Raw genomic sequence first — 24,248 nt, 5'->3', positions numbered from 1 at the left:
AGTGACTCTGTTAAATGTTCAAGTCGTTAAACTTGTTCTAGTCGTTATTAAGCTTGCTGTTTTTGCAGCTCAACGTCTTTCGCTTCTTCTTCAATCAGAGCGTCAACAATTACTGCACACGCAGCGTCACCGGTGATGTTGAGCGCGGTACGGATCATGTCAAAGATACGGTCTAAAGCAAACAGTAGCGGTAGACCTTCAATTGGAATGCCTGCGGCAAGCAGTACGGCAACCACTAAGAAAGATGGACCAGGAACGCCTGCTTGACCAACTGCACCTAACGTTGAAGTAATGATGATGGCGATGTAGGCGCCCATACCAAGATCAATGTTAAACAGCTGAGCAAAGAAGATAGCCACTAAACCGTAGTAAATAGCGTTGCCTGACATGTTGATGGTCGCGCCAAGTGGCAGAACAAACGATGCTGTCGAGTTTCTCACTCCAAGCTCATGCTCAACGGTGTCCATCGTGACAGGCAGTGTCGCCATAGATGAAGCCGTTGAAAGTGCCACAGCTTGTGGTTTTTTCATCGCGGTTAGGAACTTCTTCGCCGAAGTTTTGGTGAAGATGTGTACCATCAATGGGTAGACAACAAAGCCGAAGATAAGGATAGCGGCAACGTAAACCACAAACAGTTTGAATACTACCATCAGGGCACCAAAACCGAAGGTGCCGACCGCTTCTGCCATAAGACCGAAGACGCCGATAGGAGCAATCACCATCACTTTGTTGATCATCCATACCATCGCATCAACAATACAGTTTACGCCATTGATGATAGGTTCACGACGTTCTTTGGCCTGCTTTGAAATCGCGATACCAAAGAACATACAGAATACCAAGATCTGGAGGATGTTAGCTTCATTGAGTGACTGGAAAACGTTGGTTGGGATCATACCAGTGACGGTAGCCCAGAAAGTAGGTAGTTCACCTTTTGAAGCGTACTCTGCAGAGAACATGCCTTCAACGCCAGAAACGTCGATGCCCATGCCTGGTTGGAATACTTCACCCATCAGTATTGCGAGGGCAACGGCAAGTGCCGATGTAAGACCAAAATAAGCTAAGGTAGTTAGACCAACTTTACCTGCAGATTGGCTGTTTCCTAGACCAGCAGCACCAGAAATAAGTGCGACTGCTACCAAAGGAATAACCAACATTTTAATCAAGCTGATAAAGATTGCACCTAACGGAGCGAATAGGACTGCGTCGCTGCCCATCATGGCACCCACGGCAGTACCAACGATCATTGCAATGACGACTTGCACGCCAATGTTGCTTAGTAAACTCTTTTCTTTTAACACTTCCATAACCTCTGTGCTAATTAAATTTAAATTCCTGGAATTACACTCCATTAATCATATTTGATTTGGATGATAATCCTGTCTCGCTTTGTACACTTAATTTTTACAATTGGCAATATCAGCAACAGGGTTATTGACTAAATAATCACTGTTTTATTGACGAGTGCTAATTTTTTGCGCAAAAGCAAACGATTGCTATTGATCTTGGTAATGATTCAGCGACATCTAATTAACGTTTCGGTTGTTATCGGCAAGAGGGAGAAAGGGCGGGAAATGTTAATAAAAAGATCAGCTTCATCAAGGGGATAAGAAGCTGATCTCATAGGTGGTTAGATGGCTAACACGCTACTTTTGTGTTGCAGCTTTCATTGCTGAAACAAAGCTCGCGAGCTTATTTAACATCTCGTGGGGTTGGTCGAGATTGTTTTCGATGATTTTAACCACTGCAGAACCTGATATCGCGCCAGCAGCGCCTGCTTGCAACGCTTGTTTCACTTGTTCTGGCTCTGAGATGCCAAAGCCTAGTAGGGCTGGTGGGGCATCAAATCGATTAAGGTTGTCTATCATATCGGCTACGGGCATATTCGCCTTTGTTTCAGCGCCTGTGACACCTGCACGCGAGAGTAAGTAAGTATAGCCTCCACCAAGCTGGGCAACCGACTGCAAAGTGGCATCCGAGGCAGTGGGCGGCGCAATAAAGATCGGTTGAATGCCATGATGTTTGGCCGCAATAACGAACTCTTCACTTTCATTAGTTGGAACATCTGCGATCAAAACAGAATCCACCCCGGCCTGTGCGCAGCGCTGATAGAAATTATCGATGCCGCGTGAGTAGACCAAATTAGCGTACATCAACAAACCGATTGGTAGCTCTGGGTATTGCTGACGGATTTTGCTGATCGCATCAAAGCATATCTCTGGTGTGGTTGCCGACTCTAACGCGCGGATATTCGCCCCTTGAATGGTTGGGCCATCGGCCAAGGGATCCGAAAAAGGAATGCCTAATTCCAGTGCGTCAGCGCCTGCTTCTACTAAGGTTTGCATAATGTTGAGTGAGTGCTCTGGCGTTGGGTCACCAACCGTTACGAACGGGACAAAAGCGCCTTGGTTTTTTTCGCCAAGACGGGCGAACATAGCTTCATAGCGGTTCATTAGATCGCTCCTTTTTGTTCAAGAATGTCATGCACAGTGAAGATGTCTTTGTCACCACGACCAGATAGGTTAACCACCAGTAATTGTTCTTTGTCTGGGTTCTCACGAGCCATGCGCAGTGCATGTGCTAGTGCATGAGAAGATTCGAGCGCAGCAATGATCCCTTCACTACGTGCGATTTCTTGGAATGCTTCGAGTGCTTCGTCATCGGTGACATTGTCATACTCAGCACGGCCGATAGCGTGGAGGTGAGCGTGTTGCGGCCCGACCGATGGGAAGTCAAGACCTGCAGAAACAGAATACGACTCTTCAACTTGGCCATTTGCATCTTGCATTAACGGCGCTTTCATACCGAAGAAGATACCTGTTTTACCGTGTTTAAGCGGCGCACCGTGTTGGTCAGTGTCAATTCCTTTACCTGCCGGCTCAACTCCAATAAGGCGAACGTTTGGCTCTTCGATAAAGTCTGCAAAGATGCCAATCGCGTTTGATCCGCCGCCAACACAGGCAATCACCGCATCGGGTAAACGACCTTCGCGGGCGAGGATTTGATTTTTGGTCTCCTCACCAATAATACGCTGGAATTCACGCACTATGGTTGGGAACGGGTGTGGACCGGCGGCAGTGCCTAATAGATAGTGCGCTTTCTCGTAGCTACCAGACCAGTCGCGCAGGGCTTCATTACAGGCATCTTTTAATGTGGCTGAGCCCGAGTGAACAGGGATAACCTCGGCGCCCATCAGCTTCATGCGAAATACATTAGGATTTTGACGCTCAACATCTTTTGCACCCATGTAAACGCGACATTTGAGGCCAAGCAGAGCACAAGCCAAAGCGGTCGCAACACCATGTTGACCTGCGCCAGTTTCAGCGATGATTTCATCCTTGCCCATACGTTTAGCGAGCAACGCTTGACCGAGTACTTGGTTGGTTTTGTGCGCCCCGCCGTGCAGTAAGTCTTCACGCTTTAAATAAAGTTTAGTTTTGGTTCCCTTGGTGAGGTTACGAGTCAAAGTCAATGCAGTAGGACGGCCGGCGTACTCTTGCAACAGTGACATAAACTCACTGCGAAACTCAGGGTCGTCTTGGGCATCAATGAACGCTTGCTCAAGTTGATCTAGCGCTGGAACCAGAATTTGCGGTACGAATTGACCGCCGTATTCGCCGAAATAGGCGTCGAGTTTTGCCATGATGTTGTTCCTTTAATTTGAGTCAGCGCAACCATGCCACGCCGATGAAATTGGTTAATAGTTTCTGATTGCCATAAACGCTTGGGCGAGTTTGTCGGCATCTTTTTTACCTGGCGAGCTCTCTACGCCAGAATTTAAGTCAAGACCCAAACAACCTTGCTGAGCCGCTTTTTGTGCATTGAATGGGGTAATGCCTCCTGCCAGCATGACTTTTGAACGATCGCCAATTAATGACCAATCAAAGACTAACCCAGTACCGCCGACCTGAGAGCCGACTTTGGTATCCAGTAGATGGCGGTCAATGTGTTCGGCGATCAGGGCAGGCATCGATTCACCTACGCCGTATGCTTTCCAAATTTCAATGGTTGGCGAAAGCTGAGCTCTTAGCTGCGCAATGAAGGCTTGATCTTCATCGCCGTGCAATTGAACCGCCGCTAGACCGAGTTGACTGGCGGTGGCGGTAATCGCGTCGATAGCGTGGTTACGAAAAACCCCGACGTATTTCAGTGGTGCGCCGCTCATTATGATGCGAGCGGTTTCAACCTCAATAAAACGTGGCGATTTCTCGACAAAAATTAGACCACCGAAGACCGCACCCGATTGATAGGCTTTGGCTGCGTCATCAGGGTGAGTAAGGCCACAGACTTTGTTTTCACCTAAGATCACCTTACGTACCGCCAGCTCGAGATTCTCTTCGGCCATCAGTGAGCTGCCGATGAGAAAACCATCAGCAAAGTCGGCTAACTCGCGAACTTGTTGGTGGGTATAAATCCCAGACTCGGAAATCACAATCGCCTCAGGGGCAAGCTGTCTAACCAGAGGCGCGAGTTGTTTTGTTCGGTCTAAATCGGTGGATAAGTCACGTAAGTTACGGTTATTGATACCGATGACTTTTGCTTCTAGTTTGACAGCGCGATGCAACTCATCTTCATTGCTGACTTCAGTCAGTACGCCCATCTTTAATGAGTGCGCCACCTCGGACAGTTGTTGGTACTCTTCATCACTTAACACGGAAAGCATCAATAAAATAGCATCTGCGCCGTAGAGGCGTGCCAAGTAGACTTGGTAGCTATCGACCATAAAGTCTTTACATAAAATTGGCTGTTTGGTCTGTTTTTTTACCTGCGGCAGAAAGTCGAAATTGCCTTGAAAGTATTTTTCGTCGGTCAATACCGAAATAGCGTCAGCATGATGATTGTAAACGGAAGCGATGTAATCCAAGTCAAAATCTTCACGAATCAATCCTTTAGAAGGAGACGCTTTTTTGCATTCGGTAATAAACACGGTGTCACTTTGACTTAGTGCTTGATAAAAACCGCGATCAGACGCTTCAAGCGAGTCTTTAAATGAGGCGAGGGGTTGTGACTGCTTTCGTTGTGCAACCCATTGATACTTATCAGCTACTATCTTAGCCAGTACCTCAGCCATTTGCGCCTCTTGTCGCGAAACGTGCTCAGAGAGCTTGTCTTTAACCTCAGTCATGTTGATTACCTTCTCTTTACTAGCTTAAGCATGCGCCGCAAGCTGAGTGACCAGCTGGTAGGCTTTGCCTGAATTCATTGCGTCAATCGCTTGTTGAGTATTGGCCTTAAGATCTTCATGACCAAACAAGCGCATTAATAATGCGACATTAACCGCGACCGCGCCAAGCTGCGCCTCGGTTCCTTTACCGGTTAAAATATTGGTGATAATCGCTTTGTTCTGTTGTGGATCACCACCTTTAATCGCCTCAAGTGGGTGGCGATTAACGCCAAAATCTTCTGGCGTTAACGTATATTCGACGATGTTACCGTGTTTAATTTCAGCGACGAGTGTCTCACCGTGAATGGCGACTTCATCAAGACCGCTGCCATGCACAACCGCCGCGCGCTTCATCCCCATCTGTAACATGGTTTCAGCGATAGGGCGAACCAGTGCTTTGCTGTAAACGCCCATTAATTCGATATTTGGTCGAGCCGGGTTAATCAGGGGGCCAAGAATGTTAAAAATGGTGCGTGTTTTCATGGTTTGGCGTACTGGCATCGCGTGTTTGACGCCAAGGTGATATTGAGGTGCGAATAAAAACGCCACCCCTAACGTGTCGACAGCAGAGCGGGTATCTTCCGCGCTCATCGCTAAATTGATGCCAAATGAGTCAAGCAGATCTGAGCTGCCAGATTTGCTAGAGACGCTGCGATTGCCGTGTTTCGCTACCTTTAACCCACAAGCGGCAGCGACAAACGCAGCCGTAGTGGAAATGTTAATGGTATCGTGACCATCGCCACCAGTACCGACAATGTCGGCAAAATCATAATCGGGACGTGGGAATGGTTTGGCGTTTGCCAGTAGTGCTTTGGCCGCACCTGCTATCTCATCCGGTGTTTCACCTTTGATTTTTAGCGCGGTTAGGGCCGATGCCATTAGAATCGGATCGAGTTCGCCACGGATGATCGAGTCAAAAAGCTGTTGGCTCTCTTGTTGAGTAAGTGGCACTTGGTCGTAGAGTTTATTAATGATCGCTTCCATGTCACTTATCCTTGCTGTTGATGGTTGGCAACGGCCCACTCAATCGCATTCGCGAGTAAGGTTGCGCCGTGGGTGGTCATAATGGATTCTGGGTGAAATTGAAAACCACACACTTTGTCTTGTTCTTGTACTACAGACATCACTAAACCATCAACCTCTGCGGTAACGGTCAATGCTTTGGGCACGTGAGTGGCAACCAAAGAGTGATAACGTGCGATCGCAAGCGGGGAAGGTAAATTTGCATAGGTCGGATGTTGCTGATGCGCCATCATCGAGACTTTACCGTGAATGATTTCGCCTGCGCCTGCAACGACACCACCATAGGCTTCGACGATCGCTTGATGACCAAGACAGATACCAATCATTGGCACTTTACCGCGTAAGAGTTGAATCACCTCTGGCATAGAGCCTGCGTCTGATGGAGCGCCTGGGCCGGGTGAGAGTAACACCACGGGATTGTCGAGTTCAGTCACTGCCGTGATAATCTTTTGCGCCGCGATATTGTTGCGATAAATGGTGACTTGATGGCCGAGTGAACGAAACTGATCAACTAGGTTGTAGGTAAATGAATCGAAATTGTCGATAAAAATAATATTCGCCATCTCTGCATTACTCCTTATGTGCGTTTTGGATAGCAGAGATTACTGCTTGCGCTTTGCCGCGGGTTTCGTCGGCTTCTGCTTGAGGATCTGAATCAAACACCACCCCAGCGCCTGCCTGAACTTGGGCCACACCATTTTCAACGTATGCCGAGCGGATGACGATACAAGTATCGAGTGTCCCTTCGCCAGTAAGGTAACCCACGGCGCCGCCATAACTGCCTCGGCGAGTGCCTTCTACATTACGAATAAGCTGCATGGCGCGAATTTTTGGTGCCCCGGTCAGTGTGCCCATGTTCATACATGCCTGATAAGCATGCAGGGCATCAAGGTCGTCACGCAGTTGACCGACGACGCGCGAAACAAGATGCATCACATGGCTGTAACGGTCGACTTTGAGCAGATCAGCCACGTGTCGAGTTCCTGCTTGAGAAATGCGCGCCACATCATTACGTGCTAAATCAACCAGCATCATATGCTCTGCGTTCTCTTTTTTATCGGTGCGTAATTCAAGTTCGATACGGCTATCAAGATCAAAATCAAGTGTTCCGTCAGGACGTTTTCCACGGTGGCGAGTCCCGGCAATTGGATAGATTTCGACTTGGTTGGTACCAGTTTCGTATTTGAGCGCGCTTTCAGGTGATGCGCCAAATAGGGTAAAGAGTTCATCTTGCATGTAGAACATATACGGGCTGGGATTGCTCTGCTTAAGTTCTTTATAAGCCGCAAGCGGCGATGGGCAAGGAAGGGTGAAGCGGCGTGATGGCACCACTTGGAAAACATCACCGTTAACAACGTACTGCTTTAAATCACGCACGATTTGACAAAAGTCTTGGTCAGAAACGCTTGGTTGCACATCAAGGTGATTAACTGGGTGTGCTTTAGGTACGGGTTTTAGTGCGCCACATTGTTGACGGATATCGTCGATTCTTGCTTGCAGCGCTGGTTTTTGTGAGTCATCGACAAACAAACTTGCTTGCACATCGCAAGATTGAGTCTGATGGTCAATGACTAGCAGTGTTTCAGCAACGTAATAAACGTAGTCAGGGCATTGATTATTGGCTTTGGCTGCCCCCAAAGGTTCGAAGTTTGCCACAAGATCGTAGGCGAATAGTCCGCCGATAAAGATGGCATGCTTATGCAGGTTGGTAATGTCGAAACTATGTTGAATCAGGCGCAAGGCATCAAATGAAGAGGCTTCACGTAGTCGAGAGTCTTCATCCAATAAGTCAGACGGCGCTTTAAAGCTAAGGGTTAGCTCAGTACCGTTAAATTGGTGCTGAATATCGTCATGAATATTCATTGCAATATGGGCCAATAGATTGCGGCCATTGGCGGTCAGCGCCGTCATCGTCACCTGATGACCAAAACAAACAATTCGTACTGCTGAATCGACGATCAATAAACTTTTGAGATCTTGTTTAGAATCAATTTCAGCCGATTCCAATAACAAGCTATCGGTCTTACTTTCACATAGAGTGTGAAATAACTGCGTTGGGTCTTGTGCATAGGGAGCGTCAGTTCTTATCAGCTCAATATTAGCTAGCTTTCTGATTTCAATGGCCTTGTTCACAAGACCTCCTTATCGATATCGTTATTCTTCCTTTGTCACCATAGTCGCATAAAGCGTAGGTTGACCCAATCAAGATTTGGTCAAAACTGACCAATGTTTAAACACCTGAATGTGAGGAAGATTGCAAAACAAAAAAGCCCGCTTCAAGAGCGGGCTTTAAAACATGAATTCTTTAGATTAAAAGTACACGTTAGCCCACCAACAACTGGTCCAAGTACGCCACCAAGCAAGATCCGCCTGAATCCGTTGGTTAGGATTGGCAGCAACTTTTTCTTTATGCAGTTGGTTAATGTCTTGTAACATAGAGAGCCTTGAATTAAGTACTTCGTATTTGTGTACTAGTTAACTAGTGCAGGGGTAAAAAGTCAACAAAAAAATGAAACTATGAGAATTGATTTACACAGCCATACCACTGCCTCTGATGGTCGACTAGACGCCGAGCAGCTTATTGACCGAGCTTTGAGCTTTGATCTCGATGTGTTGGCGATTACCGACCACGATACTGTTGATGCTCTCGGTGCCGCGCATCAATACATTCAAGATAAGCAACTGCCCTTACAATTGATCGACGGCATTGAGATTTCGACCGTATGGCAAAATAAAGATATTCACATTGTTGGGTTGAACATTGATCGCCACAGCGAAGCGCTACAAGCATTAATCACCAAGCAACAACGTCACCGCGAGTCGAGAGCCGAGTTGATTGCCGAGCGGTTGCAAAAGGCGACCCGAGAAGGAGTACTTGACGAAGTCAAAATGATTGCGGGCAGTGCGCCAATCACACGAGCACACTTTGCCAAGTGGCTGGTCGATAATGGTTACGCTAAAACGATGCAACAGGTGTTCAAAAAGTATTTAACTCGCAATAATCCCGGTTATGTTCCACCGACTTGGTGCTCTATTGCCGATGCGGTTGAAGCAATTCATGCCGCGGGCGGTCTTGCTGTGTTAGCGCATCCTGGACGATATGATCTCACGGCAAAATGGTTGAAGCGCTTATTAACCGCCTTCGCTGAAGCGGGTGGTGACGCGATGGAAGTGGCTCAACCTCAGCAAGGGCAACAAGAAAGACGCAACTTGGCTGATTATGCTATACAATACAAACTATTAGCCTCTCAAGGCAGTGACTTTCATTACCCGTCACCTTGGATGGAGCTAGGTAGGAATTTGTGGTTACCGAAAGGTGTTGAACCAGTATGGAAAGATTGGGGTATTGAGCCTTCTGGAACAGACTCCATCCCCACAGATTAACTATAGAGTCGAGAGACTCGATAATGAGGAATGACAATGAGCCAGTTTTTTTACGTTCATCCAGAAAACCCCCAGGCTCGCTTGATCAATCAGGCTGTAGCAATCATTCGAAACGGTGGGGTGGTCGTTTATCCAACCGATTCAGGCTACGCTTTAGGTTGTCAGCTTGAGAATAAGCAAGCGCTTGAGCGTATTTGCCAAATTCGTCGTCTCGATGATAAGCACAATTTTACGCTGCTTTGTCGCGATTTGTCTGAGCTTTCTCTCTACGCACGAATCGACAATACCGCGTTCCGTTTGCTCAAAAACAATACGCCGGGACCGTACACTTTTATTTTTAAAGGGACCAAAGAGGTGCCACGTCGCCTAATGAACGCCAAGCGTAAAACGATTGGTATTCGTGTCCCTGATAACCGCATCGCTCTTGATTTACTCGAAGCATTGGGCGAGCCCTTAATGTCGACATCGTTGATACTGCCGGGAAACAGCGTGACAGAGTCAGACCCTGAAGACATTCGCGATAAGCTTGAGCATGCAGTGGATTGTATTCTAAATGGTGGTTACTTGAGCGAGCAGCCAACCACTGTGGTTGACTTTAGTGATGGTGAGCCTGTTATTGCACGTATTGGCTCGGGTGATACTGCGCCTTTTGAATAATCGAAAGTACGTGATTTCCTCCACACTTTTTGCGATAATGTGCGGCCGCGATTTTGGGTCGCACTTGTTTATTCGACGTCTGAGAAGACGACACATAGGTAGATAAATGAACGAAAAACTACAGAAAGTATTAGCTCGAGCAGGACTTGGCTCTCGCCGCGAACTAGAAGCTTTGATTAAAGCGGGTCGTGTGAGTGTTAATGGTATTGTGGCTAAGCTTGGTGAACGACTAGAAGATGAAAGCGCTGTAGTGCGTATCGATGGTCATATTGTTTCTGCCAAAGCGCAGGAAGAGGTGGTGTGTCGTGTGCTTGCCTACTACAAGCCGGAAGGTGAACTGTGTACTCGCCATGATCCGGAAGGTCGCCGTACTGTCTTTGACCGTTTGCCTAAAATCCGCGGTTCACGCTGGATTTCTGTGGGTCGTTTAGATGCCAATACTTCAGGTTTGCTCTTGTTTACCACCGATGGTGAATTAGCCAACCGCTTAATGCATCCAAGTCGACAGGTAGAACGTGAGTATTTGGTTCGCGTATTCGGTGAAGTGACCGAGCAGAAAGTGAAAAACCTTGTCCGTGGTGTTGAGCTAGAAGATGGTGTTGCCCGTTTTGAAGACGTGGTTTACGCTGGTGGTGAGGGTATGAACCACACTTTCTACGTCGCGATTAACGAAGGTCGTAACCGAGAGGTTCGTCGTCTTTGGGAATCTCAAGACACGACGGTAAGTCGTTTGAAGCGTGTTCGATACGGTGATATCTACCTCGACAAAAAATTGCCACGCGGCGGTTGGATGGAATTAGACCTGAAACAGGTTAACTACTTGCGTGAGTTGGTTGAACTGCGTCCTGAGAAAGAGACGCTGCTTGACGAAAACAAAGCCAACACTTCTCGTAAACGTGAACGCTCTCGTAGTCAAAAAATTCGTCGTGCTGTTAAGCGTCACGAAGAACGAGTGAACAGCGGTGGTGGTCGTAGCAATAACCCATCTCGTCGTAAGCCGAAGAAAAGCGCAGGGCAGCAGAATGCTCGTAACAATCAACGCTAATACATGATTAGCGCATAAAAATTATAAAAGCAGCGGCTCAATTCGCTGCTTTTTTTATGCGAAAAATTGGTAAATAGTTAAATAATTGTAGAATATGATATGTAAATCAGAACAATCGTAGAATTAATTGGTAACCTACGGATTGACGTCTCGCGCAAGGTAATGGATGAATCGTTGAGCGGCGTTATAAGAGTTATCACATCTAATCGTAGGCTTCGGCAGGGATATGAGCTAAATGGCTTTGATCAAGAAAAATATTTGGTTGGCGTTTTACTTTATTATTGCGGTTTGGTCTGTGATCTCTGCGGTGGCTGCATATTTGTCTTATCAAGACTCTTATCAAGATATCACACGCTCTCAAGTTAACCTGACAAAGTTAACAGCCAGTGCGTTTGATGCCTCATTAAATCAATATCGTACTATTCTCGACATTATAGGCTCCGACTTAATTCGCTTTGATATTACCCAAGATATTGAGCATACTCGACAAATACTCGACTCAACGGTCAGCCTTGATGAGTCTATTTTGGCGGTAGAATTGTTTAATCTTGATGGCACGCCAGTGACTAGCTCGACCAGAGTATTAACCAACCAAGCGATAAACCCACTTTTTCGTCCCCAAACTCGTGATAGCTTTCAGCAGACCCTAAAAACGGATCAGACCGTGATAGGGCGCACTTATTTAAAGCCCGGCCTGGGTGAGCTAATTATCCCGTTTCGAAAAATGATGCATGATAACAATGGTAAACCGCTGTTTGTGATTTCAATTTCGGTATCGCTCGAAAAAGGTTTTGACTATTTCTATGCTTACAGAACGCAACAGGCCAATCAAGAATTTGATATTTACCTTTATCGTGAAGAAGACAGATATTACCAAATCGCTCCCAAGAACAAGATATATCAATCCAAGAGCTATCTCTATCAATTACGCCAGTCAGAAGTAGACTTGAGTGTTGCGCGCTTAGAGCGAAAAAGCGGGCTTGATTATGATCACATCAAATCGAACCAGAATGTTGTGGTCAACCAACTTGAAAACCGTGCCCGAGGAACGATTGGGGCGGCAACCTACATTGACCGATATCAGCTTTGGGTCGTAAGTGAAATTAACAAAAGCATGGTGATTGAGAGTTTCTTATCGAAGCTGCCAATTATTATTGGTCTGTACATTATTGCGATCAGTGTGATGTTTTTCTTGTTCCGAAGTATCGCGCTTAGCGAACAACGCAAACAACAAGAACTAACCTATCAAGCCAATCACGATTATTTGACCGGAATTGCCAACCGTTTTTGTCTTGAGCGTTATTTGTCGAGCCTGAATAAGTTCCAAGATTTTAGCCTCATCCTAGTGAATGTTGACAGCTTTAAACTGGTCAATGATAACTTTGGTAATCAAGCGGGTGATGCGGTGTTAAAGAGTATTGCTAAACGCTTGCATGTTTTCATTGATGAACAACACCGATTATTTCGCTCAGGTGGGGATGAATTTACGGTTGTCACGCCGTTAACTGACCAACAGGCTTTAACGACCTTGTGTGAAGGGATCCAGCAAGTATTCACTCAGCCGTTTAGTTATCGTGATGCAGAGATTTCGCTTGATTGCAGCATGAGTGTTGCGACAAGGGAAGAGAGTAATTGGGATATTGAAGCAATCAAACGTAATGTCGGTCTTTCGATGCATTATGCCAAACAAGCTCGCCATGGATTGATGTTTTATCAAGCGAGCTTCCTCGAACATTACCTAGAAAGAAACCGTATTGAATTAGCACTTAAGCAGGCGATTCAGCGTGGCGAGTTATCCATGGCCTATCAGCCTCAAATTAATGCCCATCGTCAACTAAAAGGGGTTGAAGCTTTAATTCGCTGGCATAGCCCTGAGCTCGGTTTTGTGCCGCCAGATAAATTTATTCATGTTGCAGAAAACTCCGGCTATATGCCGATTTTGGGTGATTTTATCTTGGAGCAGACCTTAACTGATATGACTGAGCTTAAAGCCAACACCGGCGCCAATATCGACGTCGCGATCAATGTTTCGGTTAAGCAGTTGCAAGACTATCGTTTTGTTGAAAACGTAAAAAATCAGCTCAATCACTACCATTTTGATCCACATAAGTTAATTCTTGAGGTGACAGAAAGTGTCTTTGCGGAAGATGTCGATACGCTGATTGTTTTACTCAATGCACTTAAAGAGCAAGCGATTCGTATTTCCCTTGATGACTTTGGCACTGGTTACTCGTCACTCAGCTTGCTGAAGAACTTGCCTATTTGCGAAGTTAAAATCGATAAAAGTTTTGTCTCAGATATGCTCACTAGTGACAAATCTTACTCTATGTTGGCGGGTGTGCTGGATATGGCGCAGCGTATAGGCATGGAAACGGTAGCCGAAGGCGTCGAATCTTCAGAGGAGGCGGCGGTGTTGCGTCAACTCGGTTGTGACGTCTTCCAAGGTTACTTTTTTGCCAAGCCGATGGATCTGGCTTCGTTGCATGAGTTTGTGTCCAAGCAGGATGTCGCCTAGCGCTGACAACCCGAGTTGCCAGCGCTAGAGGTTTAAAGGGTCTGAGTCAGTTGAAAGTAGCGCCCTTGTTGTTCAACCAACGCTTGGTGGCTGCCGTGTTCAACGATTTCACCGTGTTCGATAAGGCAAATCGAATCCATCTTATTGAGATTAACTAAGCGGTGTGTGATAAAGACCACTGTCTTGCCGCTAAAGTGCTGCTCGAACAGTGCCATGACCTGCTGCTCTGTCTGTTTATCAAGCCCTTCAGTCGGTTCGTCTAATAGCAAGATCGGTGCGTTATGCAGTAAAGCACGTGCGATGCCAATCCGGCGTTTCTCCCCACCAGAAAGCTGTCGGCCACCATCGCCAAGCCAAGCATCAAGGCCGTTATCTAGCGTCAGTTTTTCTAGCCCGACTTGACTTAACACTTGGATGAGCTCGTTGTCATTGGCGTCAGGCTTTGCCATCAAGAGATTGTCGCGCAAAGTACCGTTAAGCACATCGACGCGCTGGCTGACGACACTGATCGCTTTTCGCAGTTGGCTCTCGCTCCATTGTTGCAAAGGTTTTCCGCCGATTTCAATCGTGCCTTGTTGTACATCCCAGTATCGATTTAATAGCTGAATCAAGGTAGATTTACCAGAGCCAGTTTGACCGACTATCGCAATACGATGCTGAGCAGGAATCGATAAGTCGACGTGTTTCAGCACTTGTGTTTGCGAGTCTGGGTAGTGGAATGAGACACCTTGGTAGGCAATCGAAAATTCGCCGCTATGCGCAACATCTTGCTGGGTAAACTGAACCTCTGGCTCAGAGAGAATAATGTCGTTGAGGCGACGCGCAGAGGTTAGGGTTTGGCCAAGATGTTGAAATGCGCCTGCAATTGGCATCAGTAATTCAACACTCGCCATGGTCGCAAATGCGACTAATGCAATCATCGGGTCGGGCGTGTTGCCGCCAACGCCGTCGGCGGCGAGCCACAGCATAAGAACCAGAGTCCAGCCATTGGCTAGCAGCAGTAACGCTTGTGCTAAGCCTGAGAAATGGGCGTTAAAAAACTGATTCTTCAATAACTTTTCTTGTGTCGTCACGATGACATCGCGATAACGCTGCTCAGCGCCAAACAGAGTCAGTTCACTATAGCCTTGCAACCAGTCGAGTGTTGCGATGCGCAAGTCGGCTTTGTGTTGGGTGAGCTCGCCGCCATTACGTTTACCTAGCTTATAAAACACCAGTGGCCAAGCCAGTAAAAGAGCGAAGAGGATGGCGCCAAGAATTAAACCAAGCTGGCTGTCAAACCAACACACCAAAGCCGTTAGACCCATAATGCCGAGTGTACCAACCATCATCGGACTAACCAGTCTGAGGTAGACATGATCCATTGCATCAATGTCGGCGACAAGTCGGTTCAGTAGATCCGCATCGCGTAGATTTGATATTCGGCCTGGAATAAGCGGTGCTAACTTGGAAAAAAAGAAAACTCGTAGGTCTGTCAGTAATTTAAACGTCGCATTGTGGCTGACGACACGTTCGCCCCATCGCCCAGCAGTGCGTCCCATAGCAAAACCGCGTACAAAAGCACCAGGCAGCATGTAATTAAAAGTTTGCCTTGCAATGGTCAACCCCGCCACCGCAGCCGCTGACAAGAACCAACCAGATAAGGTCAACAGTCCAATTGAAGCGGCGACCGTCAAAAACGCTAGCAGCATGCCGAGCGAAAGACCAAACCAATGTTTCTTATAAAGTTTAAGGTAGGGAAGGAGTTCACGCATCGAGATTTCCCTTGTCTGTCTGTTGAAGTGTCTGGTTAGATTGCAACATCTGCCTGAATAAGCCGTCGTTATCGGCTAACTGTTGATAGTGACCGCGTTGAACGAGTTGTCCGTTTTGCATCACCAAAATTTGCTGCACATTCTGCAGCGGGGTGAGCTGGTGGGTCACCATCAGTGTGGTTTTGCCGTTAATTTGTTTATCTAAGCCTTGCATCACCAGTTTTTCACTGCGTGCATCAAGGCTTGCGGTCGGCTCATCCAATAGCCAGAACAACCCATCTTGAATCATTGCGCGAGCAAGGGCTAGCCGCTGTGCTTGACCAACAGACAATCCACCCGATCGATCAGAAATGTTGTAGTCTAAACCGTGTGCATCGACAAACTCCGAGGCAAAAGACTCATCTAGCGCTGTGGCGATCTGTTGATCACTGACACCCTGCTTGCCGAGCGTAACATTGTCACGAATCGTGCCGTGCAGTAACAGTGGATTTTGGCCAACCCAACTGATGTTTTTGCGCCAATCTGACAGTGAGAGTTCACGACGTTCAATGCCGTTAATTTTTAATGAACCTTTATAAGGTAAAAAACCAAGCAGAGCGTTGATAAGGCTAGTTTTTCCTGCGCCACTAGGGCCAACCAACGCCGTAGTTTGGCCATTATTGATGTCGAAACTCATCGGCCCAAGGAGTTTCACGCCTTCGGGTGAGAACACCTCAAGTTCACTCGCGGTGATGCTTACCCCTTGATTCACAGGTAAAAGTGTTTGTCCAGAGCGCACGGTTTCGACATCAGTGTCTAGAAACTCGACGATACTCTCTGCCGCGCCAACCGCTTGTTGCTTGGCATGGTAAAACGTCCCAAGGTCACGAAGCGGTTGATAGAACTCAGGTGCCAACACAAGAATAAACAGCCCGGCAAAGAGGGTAACTCCTGCGCCATAATCACCAAAATTAAGCTCGCCGATAAAGGCAAAACCGAAGTAAACCGCCGTTAATGCAATCGAAATAGAGGTAAAGAACTCAAGCACTGCAGAAGAAAGGAAGGCGATTTTAAGCACATCCATAGTGCGAGTGCGGAAGACTTCAGAAGCGCCACGCATCATCTCAGTTTCTGCTTTGGTTCGGTCAAACAGACGAATGGTTGTCATGGATTGTAGGCGATCATAAAAATGGCCTGACAAGCGCTGCAGTGCTTTAAAGTTTTTACGGTTTGCGTCAGCGGCTTTCATTCCCACTAAGGCCATAAATAATGGCACTAGAGGCGCGGTCAGCAAAAAGATTAATCCAGCCGCCCAGTTAACCGGGAACACCACAATTAAAATAACGAACGGGATCAACACCGCCAACGACATTTGTGGCAGGTAACGGGCGAAAAAGTCGTGCATGTCTTCAACTTGCTCAAGCAGTAGTGTTGCCCAAGCTCCAGCAGGTTTTCCTTTGATATAGGCAGGGCCAAGCTCATGCAACTTATCGAGAATCAATTGCCGAATGTAAATACGAATCTGCTCACCACAGCGATACCCTGCGATTTCACGACCCCAAGAACAAAGCGCTCGAATAGCAATGATGGCCGCGAGAGCGGCGAAATGAGGCACAAGTTGAGACTTATCAACATGTTCGATGATCAATTGGTGTAATAGGCTAGCCAGTAAAGCGGCTTGAGCTAAAAGGAAAAAGCTTGAAAGTACACCAAGGCCAACAGCCATCATAAGCCAGCGTTTGGCGAGCTTACTTTGCTGCTTGAGCCAATTGTTCAAGCTGCGTTGTTTCTTTTTATCCATCGTGAAGGCTTAATGATAATTATTATTACGAATTAGAATGGGCCATTATACAAAAGAAAGCCCTATGGGCATACCATAGGGCTGTAAGGATTTGAGCTAAAAATGGAAATTATTATTTAGCGTCTGCAAGTTCATCAAGGTAACGTTCTGCATCTAGCGCAGCCATACAACCGCTGCCCGCAGAGGTGATCGCTTGACGGTAGTTGTGATCCATGACATCACCAGCCGCAAAAACACCAGCAACGCTGGTTTGAGTCGCATTACCTTCAAGGCCTGATTGAACCAAGATATAGCCATCTTTCATTTCTAGTTGGCCAGCAAAGATATCGGTATTTGGTTGGTGACCAATGGCGATGAATGCACCCATAACATCAATCTGTTCGATAAGATCTGACTGGGTATCTTTGATGCGAACCCCAGTAACACCCATGTCGTCACCGACAACTTCTTCAAGGGTGCGATCAGTGTGCAATACGATATTGCCGTTTTCGACTTTGTCCATTAGGCGCTTGACCAGAATTTTTTCGGCACGGAAGCTATCACGTCGATGAATAAGGTGTACTTCAGATGCAATATTGGACAGATAAAGCGCTTCTTCTACCGCGGTATTACCGCCACCGACAACGGCAACTTTCTGGTTTCGATAGAAAAATCCATCACAGGTCGCGCAAGCAGAAACACCGCGGCCTTTAAATGCTTCTTCAGATTCTAGCCCCAAGTATTTTGCTGACGCACCCGTCGAGATTATCAACGCATCACAGGTATATTCACCGCTATCGCCTTTTAAGCGTAGAGGACGTTGGCTCAGATCGACTTCGTTAATATGATCGAACAGAATTTCGGTTTCGAAACGTTCAGCATGTTCTTTCATTCGTTCCATCAAAACCGGACCAGTTAAGCCCTCTGGATCGCCTGGCCAGTTTTCAACCTCAGTGGTAGTGGTTAGCTGACCGCCTTGTTGCATTCCGGTGACCAATACGGGTTTTAGGTTCGCTCGGGCTGCGTAAACCGCTGCTGTGTATCCTGCAGGGCCAGAACCAAGAATTAAAAGGCTGCTATGTTTTACGTCGCTCATTTGTGCTCCATTAGCGGTGACGCTTGCTGAATAGTTTGTCTCGATTGTAGGGAATATATACGGCTTTTGAAAGAGTTAGCAAGGGAGAAAGCTGTAATAATTGGTTATAGGCTAGAACGTAAACGATCACGCTACTGATAAAAGCTTGTATTCTAACTATCTGAAAAATAATAATTAATTTTTCCCACTAGTGGAGTTGTCTAATATTTCTACACTCACTCGCTTTAAATTGGTTTGTTTGACTGATTTTTTATTATTTGTTGGATTTTAATGCTTAAATAAATATTTTGATAGATAGTGATGCTAATAAAGGTTGAACTTACAAGATAAATGCGCAGATAATGATTGTGAACATGATGTTAATTTATTTGTAAGTATGTACGTTCATTAAGGAGATGATGATGTTACATCAGCGTGAAACCACTCTTCAACTGACCAAACTCAGCGACACGGCGATTGCTCAGCTTGCCCCCACTTTCACCCAGCTTCCTAAAACTAGCCATGCTGACGGTAAATTCCGCTTACGACGTTATTCCGTAGTTGCCTTTAAAAACGGTGAAGTGCTTGATTTAAATAAAAATGAGTTTATGCAAACCGACGATATCAATCGCTTCCAAGGCAACGTTGTACGCCAGTTCGAGCCTGTAGAGGAGACCACTTTGAAAAGTGATGGCATGCGCGAGATGTGTCAGTTGTTCGCGACATCAAATAATCTTGTCAATGGTCAAGAAATAGAAATTCACCAAATTCGCATTGCAGCGGTTTACGACGAAACTCAGGTTGCCCCAGAAGGCGTTCACCAAGATGGCTTTGAACATATCGCCTTAATCGGTATGGGACGTCACAATATTGAAGGTGGCGATATCATGCTTTACAACAGTTTTAATGAAGCGCCATTTTTTAGAAAAGTTCTGCAAAGTGGTGAAGTGGCGATGTTGGCTGACAATAAGCTGTGGCATAACGCGCAACCAATTCGTTCTGTCAACCAAGGCCAAGAGGGCTATATGGATGTATTTGTACTGACTGCGAAGGATGCCGTGAATGAGCTTCACTCCTAATCTAGTAAGGGCGCAATTTAGCGCGCTGAGCCAAACATATAATGACTTACCAGTGACGTTTCTTGATGGCCCGGGCGGTTCGCAAGTGCCACAGTCGGTGTTAGAAGCGATGCAAGCTTATCTGGGTTTTTTCAACGCGAACTTGGGTGGGCATTATTTTTCAAGCCAGCAAACGACGCAATTAATGCTCCAAGCGCGCGAGCATGCCGCGGCACTGGTCAATGCAGAGTCGAAAGATAATATTGTGTTTGGCGCTAACATGACATCACTGACTTTCCAACTCAGTCGAGCCATCAGTCGTGAGTGGCAGGTGGGGGATGAAGTGATCGTTACCGTACTCGATCATTATTCGAATGTGTCGAGTTGGCAGCAGGCAGCAGATGACAAAGGGGCGATTGTCCATCAAGCCCGTGTTGACGAACTCGATTGCAGCTTGGATATCGACCATTTGCTGTCACTTATTAATGACAAGACCAGACTTATTGCGTTGACGTTTGCGTCAAATACCACAGGGTCGATTGTTGACGTGAAGCGTGTTGTTGAGGCTGCACATCAAGTCGGAGCTATGGTTTACGTTGATGCAGTGCATTACGCGCCGCACCATTTGGTTGATGTTCAGGCCCTTGGCTGTGACTTCTTAGCCTGTTCTGCGTACAAATTTTTCGGTCCGCACGTTGGTATCGCCTATGTCGCTCCGAAATGGTTGCATGCGTTAAAACCCTATAAGGTCGAGCCGGCAACTGACTGCGGCCCTGGTCGCTTCGAGACAGGAACGCAAAGCTTCGAAGCATTGGCAGGCTTAGTATCTGCGGTTAAATACCTTGCGCAATGGGGGTCGAGTCATTCATCGCTACGAGAGCGTTTGGTTGAATCTTATCGTTACTACAACCAACATGAATCTGGGCTCAGCGAGCGTTTCCTACTGCGTCTATCTGAGTTATCAGGCGTGAAGCTATATGGTCGACAGGTTGCTGATAGTGCGCTTCGAACCCCAACCTTTGCGTTGACGTTCGACAATCATTCATCAGAAACGATTGCACGTAAGTTGGGCGAACGTAATATTTGTGTTTGGAACGGCCACTTCTATGCTCTTGGCTTAGTGCGGCAGTTAAAGTTAGAACAATCGGGCGGTGTGGTGCGTATTGGCTTTATGCATTACAACACGCTAGAAGAGGTCGATACGCTGTTTGATGAGCTTAAGGCCATTCTTGGCGATTAACCTGAATCAACAAAGGACCTCAATTGAGGTCCTTTTAACTTTACGCGCTGACTTCAACTTCATAAGAGGTGAATTTACGAATGTTAATTACCCCGGTATCAAAAATCAGATATTGGCCTTTAATCCCTTGAAGAACCCCAGTCACTTGGGGAGTTTTATCAAAATTATGTGAAGTGATTTTGATCGGATGCTGTTCGACAGGGTATTCGATTGGCGTAATACTTTCTGTCAGAACGTCAATGGCATCATCGCCAAATTGCTGTTTTATCTCTGCAATCTTATCGCTGAGGAGCGGCAATAGTTGTGCAAAGCGCTGATTAAGATCAATCGGTTCACCATCACCTTTGAGTAGCGTTCTCCAATTGGTTTTATCCGCGATATGCTTAGCAACTTCCACTTCAATTAAACCAGAAATATGACGGGTTTTGACTTTAAAAATAGGCAAACCCTGTGTCGCCCCTTGGTCTATCCAACGCGTTGGGATCTGCGTATGGCGAGTAATACCGACTTTTAAACTCGAGGTATTAGATAGATAGACATAATGGTCGACCATACAGTTGTCCTCACCCCATTTTGGCTCGCGACAAGTACCTTGATCGTAGTGACAGGTTTCTGGCTTCATTATACACATGTCACAGCTGGCAAGCTTGCGCATACAAACAAAGCAATGGCCTTGTGAATAGCTTTTTTTGGTCTTCTTACCACACGCACTGCAATAGATATTGCCAGTGTGGGTTAGCGTGAGGGATTGACCGATAAATGGTGTCAGGTCGACAAACTGTTCGCCGACAGGAAGTTGATAGATGACTTTGACATCCAGTGAAGCACGCATTTTATTGAGCGTACCTTTCGCAATTAAAGACATGACAATGCTCTGTATTCGTTCTTAGGTTGACCTTTTGTGTGGCGGCGATTGTAGCATTTTTTGTTATCGAACCTGTAAAAAATACGCTAACAACATCTCCTGATAGCTAATCCGTAACGCTGACCAGTCACATACTTTTCACAGTCGACTGAGTTTATGAGCCACTTCTAATAATTATCGATAATTAGCACAGTAAAGTGAACTATAATGGAACCAGTATCTTATTAATTGGCATCGTTACATTTAATTTAATTATTAATCTGGTCAGGACAGTAGGGACTACGATTGAAAACAATCCACAAAATTATCTTTCTATTGGTCGTGGTCACCGTACTTCTGGTGCAGACTTATTGGGTCTATGGCAGCGGTCAGGTGTATAAAATACACCCTAATCAATTTGATTTCTTCGCAACCAATGACCAAGTTCAAGGTGGTTCAAGTACGTCAACATTGACGCAGAGTGAAGGAACGTACTTGCTCGAATGCCAGTTGTTTAAAACCGACGCTTATCAGTGGCCATATTGCGGTGTCTCGATTCATTTGGGAGAGAGTATCGAGAAGGGCATCGATCTTGATGGTTATCATACATTAAGACTGAATGTCGACTTTATTCGCCACGATAGCCCAAACGAGCCGGGAATGAGAATTTATTTACGTAATTTCAACCCTGCCTACTCCAATGCCGACAATCAATATAGCCTTAAATACAATGGACTTGAATATACGCCCGGCGCAGAGTCGGGGCAAGTCGAGATCCCGCTCGCTAATCTACAGGTGATGACTTGGTGGCTGGCTGATAACGATATTGAGATTAAATATTCGGCGCCTGAATTTTCCAATATCTCGTTGCTTGAGCTAGCGACAGGATCTGGAGAGAATGAGGGTCGATATACCATGAAGATCCATGGCATTGAGTTTGTCGGCAATTACATTGATGGTGAGTACCTGATGTTCGGCTTACTGGTTTTCTGGGTCTCGTTAGTATTGGTGTATAGCATGGTGGAAATTAAGCGCAGCCGACAAGCAATTTCCCAAGCTCAGTTTAGACAGATTCACTTACGACGTTTAAATCGTGAACTACAAGAACAGAACATTCACTTTGCTGAACTGGCCAATCGCGATGCGTTGACTGGGGCGATGAATCGTCATTCGATTCGAGAGTGGTTAGCGCGTCATTTTGAAGGCGAGGGCAATCGTCACCGCTCTTTGACTGTGCTCTATCTCGACATCGATCACTTTAAGCAAGTTAATGATCACTATGGACATAAAATGGGAGATGACATACTGCGCGAGTTCACTATGGTGGTGTTAAGTATATTGAGTTCAGAGCAAAGGTTGGTTCGTTGGGGCGGTGAAGAGTTTGTCATTTTCTGCCCTGACCTCGATCTTGAGCAAACAATAGCACTGGCCGAGAAAATATGTCATCGAGTGGAGTCACATATCTGGGTTCATGGTGATGTGTTGACAACCAGTATTGGTGTCGCAGCTCGTGGTAATGAACGTATTAACGAGATGCTAACCAGAGCGGATGACGCACTTTATATCGCCAAGCGTCGAGGTCGGAACCAAGTTGCGGTTAGTGCGTGTCACCATTAGTTGTCACTGCGCTTTGCAGTTGGTCTGACTCTAGCTGTTGGTCGATAGCGATTGGCTCTTTAGGGCCTAAAAACTTAGGTTTGGTATTAGTGATGTAGATATCAAGTAACGCCTTTGCGCGGGCGAAGACTTCGCGGATGCGGACTTTAAAGCCTGAATGACGTGAAGGGCCAGGAACCGCAAAACACTTGGCATTAATATTGTGCGAGTTGGCAATAAATAGCGCCCGTTCACAGTGAAACTTCTGCGAAATAATCAAAAAATTATCGGTATCAAAAATCTCTTTTGCCCTGACGACGGAATCTAGAGTGCGAAAGCCTGCATAATCCAACACAATCCGTTCTTCAGGAATCCCCGCTGCTAGTAGATCACGCTTCATGGTCCAGGGCTCATTGTATGAGCGATGTGCATTGTCACCACTGAGTAGAAAATGACTGACTTTGCCCTGTTGATAGAGTGCGATAGCCGCCTCAATACGATGGGTGTAGTATTCGTTGAGGATTTTACCAAGGTATTTGCTGGTGCCCAAAACCACAGCAACATTGAAAGAATCAACCTGATCCATTTGCGAAAACAACTGTTCACGTGCTTGAACAGAGACCCACCGATCGACGCTAAATAGTGTTACCGCGATCAACAGTAGGCTAACGAATAGCCAGATGAACAACTTGATTAGCCGTTTAAGCCAAGTCTGTGATTGTGTCTCTCGATGGAATAATTTTCGCACTAGATTTGTCGATTCCTTTGCGCCCAAAGACCGATGATAATAAAACATGTCAGCACGATAGAGAACATTACACCGCTGTCCAATGATCGTAGTGTCCGAGTTAAATAGGGCGTTGCTTTAATGATGATTAAGCCGTAACCAAACGCGTTGATCAAGACAAACGCGATCGTTCTGAGCACGAAGTTGTAGTTTCTCAGCCATCTTCTGACTATGGTATTGATTTCACCGCCTGCCATCACTAACGTACAAGCAATCAATGCCGTAGAGATTTCACTCAGATAAGGCAGCAAATAGCGCCCGAGTATATGTAAATATTCCATTATTGATTAAAGAGTTAACTGAAAACAGCCCAAGGATATCATGAAGTAGTGCGCCGCTGTCTAGAG

The 24,248-nt window shown here is 46.3% G+C and carries 21 protein-coding genes and 1 other annotated feature; of the genes, 7 read left to right on the top strand and 14 right to left on the bottom strand.

Translation table 11 applies throughout. The features are described from left to right. Window positions 1-47: 47 nt before the first annotated feature. From ViNHUV68_RS08385 to ViNHUV68_RS08350, 8 genes are all read right to left on the bottom strand, one after another. A complete protein-coding gene (locus ViNHUV68_RS08385; RefSeq protein ID WP_038172546.1) occupies window positions 48-1,307 on the bottom strand; it encodes a dicarboxylate/amino acid:cation symporter in 1,260 nt (419 codons plus the stop codon). A gap of 339 nt (window positions 1,308-1,646) precedes the next feature. Further along, window positions 1,647-2,453: a tryptophan synthase subunit alpha gene (gene trpA, locus ViNHUV68_RS08380; protein ID WP_391087289.1), complete on the bottom strand. Its 807-nt coding sequence runs from the start codon at window positions 2,451-2,453 to the stop codon at window positions 1,647-1,649. Then, on the bottom strand, window positions 2,453-3,643 hold the full coding sequence (gene trpB, locus ViNHUV68_RS08375; protein WP_038172542.1) for a tryptophan synthase subunit beta: 1,191 nt from the start codon (window positions 3,641-3,643) through the stop codon (window positions 2,453-2,455). The genes trpA and trpB overlap by 1 nt, the downstream gene beginning before the upstream one ends. A gap of 54 nt (window positions 3,644-3,697) precedes the next feature. Then, the gene (gene trpCF / locus ViNHUV68_RS08370) at window positions 3,698-5,125 is read right to left on the bottom strand and encodes a bifunctional indole-3-glycerol-phosphate synthase TrpC/phosphoribosylanthranilate isomerase TrpF (RefSeq protein WP_391087285.1); all 1,428 of its coding nucleotides are present in this window, start codon (window positions 5,123-5,125) and stop codon (window positions 3,698-3,700) included. A 24-nt stretch (window positions 5,126-5,149) separates the two neighbouring features. After that, complete coding sequence (gene trpD, locus ViNHUV68_RS08365; RefSeq protein WP_038172538.1) at window positions 5,150-6,148, bottom strand: anthranilate phosphoribosyltransferase; 999 nt, start codon at window positions 6,146-6,148, stop codon at window positions 5,150-5,152. 5 nt (window positions 6,149-6,153) lie between these two features. Next, window positions 6,154-6,750: a gamma-glutamyl-gamma-aminobutyrate hydrolase family protein gene (locus ViNHUV68_RS08360; RefSeq protein ID WP_391087282.1), complete on the bottom strand. Its 597-nt coding sequence runs from the start codon at window positions 6,748-6,750 to the stop codon at window positions 6,154-6,156. A gap of 7 nt (window positions 6,751-6,757) precedes the next feature. Further along, complete coding sequence (locus tag ViNHUV68_RS08355; RefSeq protein WP_391087279.1) at window positions 6,758-8,320, bottom strand: anthranilate synthase component 1; 1,563 nt, start codon at window positions 8,318-8,320, stop codon at window positions 6,758-6,760. A gap of 128 nt (window positions 8,321-8,448) precedes the next feature. Then, window positions 8,449-8,551 (bottom strand) — a sequence feature (Trp leader region). After that, window positions 8,498-8,623, bottom strand: coding sequence for a Trp operon leader peptide (locus ViNHUV68_RS08350; RefSeq protein WP_391087277.1), 126 nt, complete (start codon window positions 8,621-8,623; stop codon window positions 8,498-8,500). (Overlaps the previous feature by 54 nt.) Window positions 8,624-8,704: 81 nt before the next feature. On the opposite strand from ViNHUV68_RS08350, the gene ViNHUV68_RS08345 reads away from it, so the two are divergent. From ViNHUV68_RS08345 to ViNHUV68_RS08330, 4 genes are all read left to right on the top strand, one after another. Continuing rightward, window positions 8,705-9,571 (top strand): PHP domain-containing protein, encoded by an 867-nt coding sequence (locus tag ViNHUV68_RS08345; RefSeq protein WP_391087275.1) that lies wholly within the window; start codon window positions 8,705-8,707, stop codon window positions 9,569-9,571. A gap of 36 nt (window positions 9,572-9,607) precedes the next feature. Continuing rightward, on the top strand, window positions 9,608-10,228 hold the full coding sequence (locus ViNHUV68_RS08340) for an L-threonylcarbamoyladenylate synthase (RefSeq protein ID WP_038172530.1): 621 nt from the start codon (window positions 9,608-9,610) through the stop codon (window positions 10,226-10,228). A gap of 106 nt (window positions 10,229-10,334) precedes the next feature. Next, window positions 10,335-11,273: a 23S rRNA pseudouridine(2605) synthase RluB gene (gene rluB, locus ViNHUV68_RS08335; protein ID WP_038172529.1), complete on the top strand. Its 939-nt coding sequence runs from the start codon at window positions 10,335-10,337 to the stop codon at window positions 11,271-11,273. Window positions 11,274-11,508: 235 nt separating this feature from the next. Then, complete coding sequence (locus ViNHUV68_RS08330) at window positions 11,509-13,788, top strand: EAL domain-containing protein (RefSeq protein ID WP_391087272.1); 2,280 nt, start codon at window positions 11,509-11,511, stop codon at window positions 13,786-13,788. A gap of 32 nt (window positions 13,789-13,820) precedes the next feature. Here the strand turns inward: ViNHUV68_RS08330 and cydC are convergent, their stop codons facing one another. From cydC to trxB, 3 genes are all read right to left on the bottom strand, one after another. Further along, window positions 13,821-15,542 (bottom strand): cysteine/glutathione ABC transporter ATP-binding protein/permease CydC, encoded by a 1,722-nt coding sequence (gene cydC, locus ViNHUV68_RS08325; protein WP_391087271.1) that lies wholly within the window; start codon window positions 15,540-15,542, stop codon window positions 13,821-13,823. After that, window positions 15,535-17,322, bottom strand: a complete 1,788-nt coding sequence (cydD, locus tag ViNHUV68_RS08320; RefSeq protein WP_391087269.1) for a cysteine/glutathione ABC transporter permease/ATP-binding protein CydD — start codon at window positions 17,320-17,322, stop codon at window positions 15,535-15,537. Before cydD ends, cydC begins: the two co-directional genes overlap by 8 nt. 112 nt (window positions 17,323-17,434) lie before the next feature. Then, window positions 17,435-18,397 carry a thioredoxin-disulfide reductase gene (gene trxB / locus ViNHUV68_RS08315; RefSeq protein WP_391087266.1) on the bottom strand — a complete coding sequence of 321 codons (963 nt, stop codon included), beginning with the start codon at window positions 18,395-18,397 and terminating at the stop codon, window positions 17,435-17,437. 401 nt (window positions 18,398-18,798) lie between these two features. On the opposite strand from trxB, the gene ViNHUV68_RS08310 reads away from it, so the two are divergent. Both ViNHUV68_RS08310 and ViNHUV68_RS08305 read left to right on the top strand, forming a co-directional pair. Then, entirely contained in the window at window positions 18,799-19,455 is a 657-nt protein-coding gene (locus tag ViNHUV68_RS08310) for a 2OG-Fe dioxygenase family protein (RefSeq protein WP_038172520.1), read from the top strand. Further along, the gene (locus ViNHUV68_RS08305) at window positions 19,439-20,674 is read left to right on the top strand and encodes a cysteine desulfurase-like protein (RefSeq protein WP_391087264.1); all 1,236 of its coding nucleotides are present in this window, start codon (window positions 19,439-19,441) and stop codon (window positions 20,672-20,674) included. The genes ViNHUV68_RS08310 and ViNHUV68_RS08305 overlap by 17 nt, the downstream gene beginning before the upstream one ends. A 40-nt stretch (window positions 20,675-20,714) precedes the next feature. Here the strand turns inward: ViNHUV68_RS08305 and ViNHUV68_RS08300 are convergent, their stop codons facing one another. Then, the gene (locus ViNHUV68_RS08300; RefSeq protein ID WP_038172515.1) at window positions 20,715-21,539 is read right to left on the bottom strand and encodes a DUF2797 domain-containing protein; all 825 of its coding nucleotides are present in this window, start codon (window positions 21,537-21,539) and stop codon (window positions 20,715-20,717) included. Window positions 21,540-21,824: 285 nt separating this feature from the next. Between ViNHUV68_RS08300 and ViNHUV68_RS08295 the strand changes: the two genes are divergently transcribed. Then, a complete protein-coding gene (locus ViNHUV68_RS08295; protein ID WP_051686458.1) occupies window positions 21,825-23,135 on the top strand; it encodes a GGDEF domain-containing protein in 1,311 nt (436 codons plus the stop codon). Here the strand turns inward: ViNHUV68_RS08295 and ViNHUV68_RS08290 are convergent. Together ViNHUV68_RS08290 and ViNHUV68_RS08285 are read right to left on the bottom strand one after the other, a co-directional pair. Beyond that, a complete protein-coding gene (locus tag ViNHUV68_RS08290) occupies window positions 23,116-23,862 on the bottom strand; it encodes a vancomycin high temperature exclusion protein (protein ID WP_038172513.1) in 747 nt (248 codons plus the stop codon). The genes ViNHUV68_RS08295 and ViNHUV68_RS08290 overlap by 20 nt on opposite strands. After that, window positions 23,862-24,182, bottom strand: a complete 321-nt coding sequence (locus ViNHUV68_RS08285) for a DUF3392 family protein (protein ID WP_391087259.1) — start codon at window positions 24,180-24,182, stop codon at window positions 23,862-23,864. Before ViNHUV68_RS08285 ends, ViNHUV68_RS08290 begins: the two co-directional genes overlap by 1 nt. Window positions 24,183-24,248: the final 66 nt, after the last annotated feature.

Origin of the sequence: Vibrio sp. NH-UV-68, from assembly GCF_042940635.1 — a bacterium.
GTDB classification, from domain to species: domain Bacteria; phylum Pseudomonadota; class Gammaproteobacteria; order Enterobacterales; family Vibrionaceae; genus Vibrio; species Vibrio pacinii.
The sequence above is the reverse complement of the archived record's forward strand: the minus strand, read 5'-3'. Positions and strand labels throughout refer to the sequence as shown.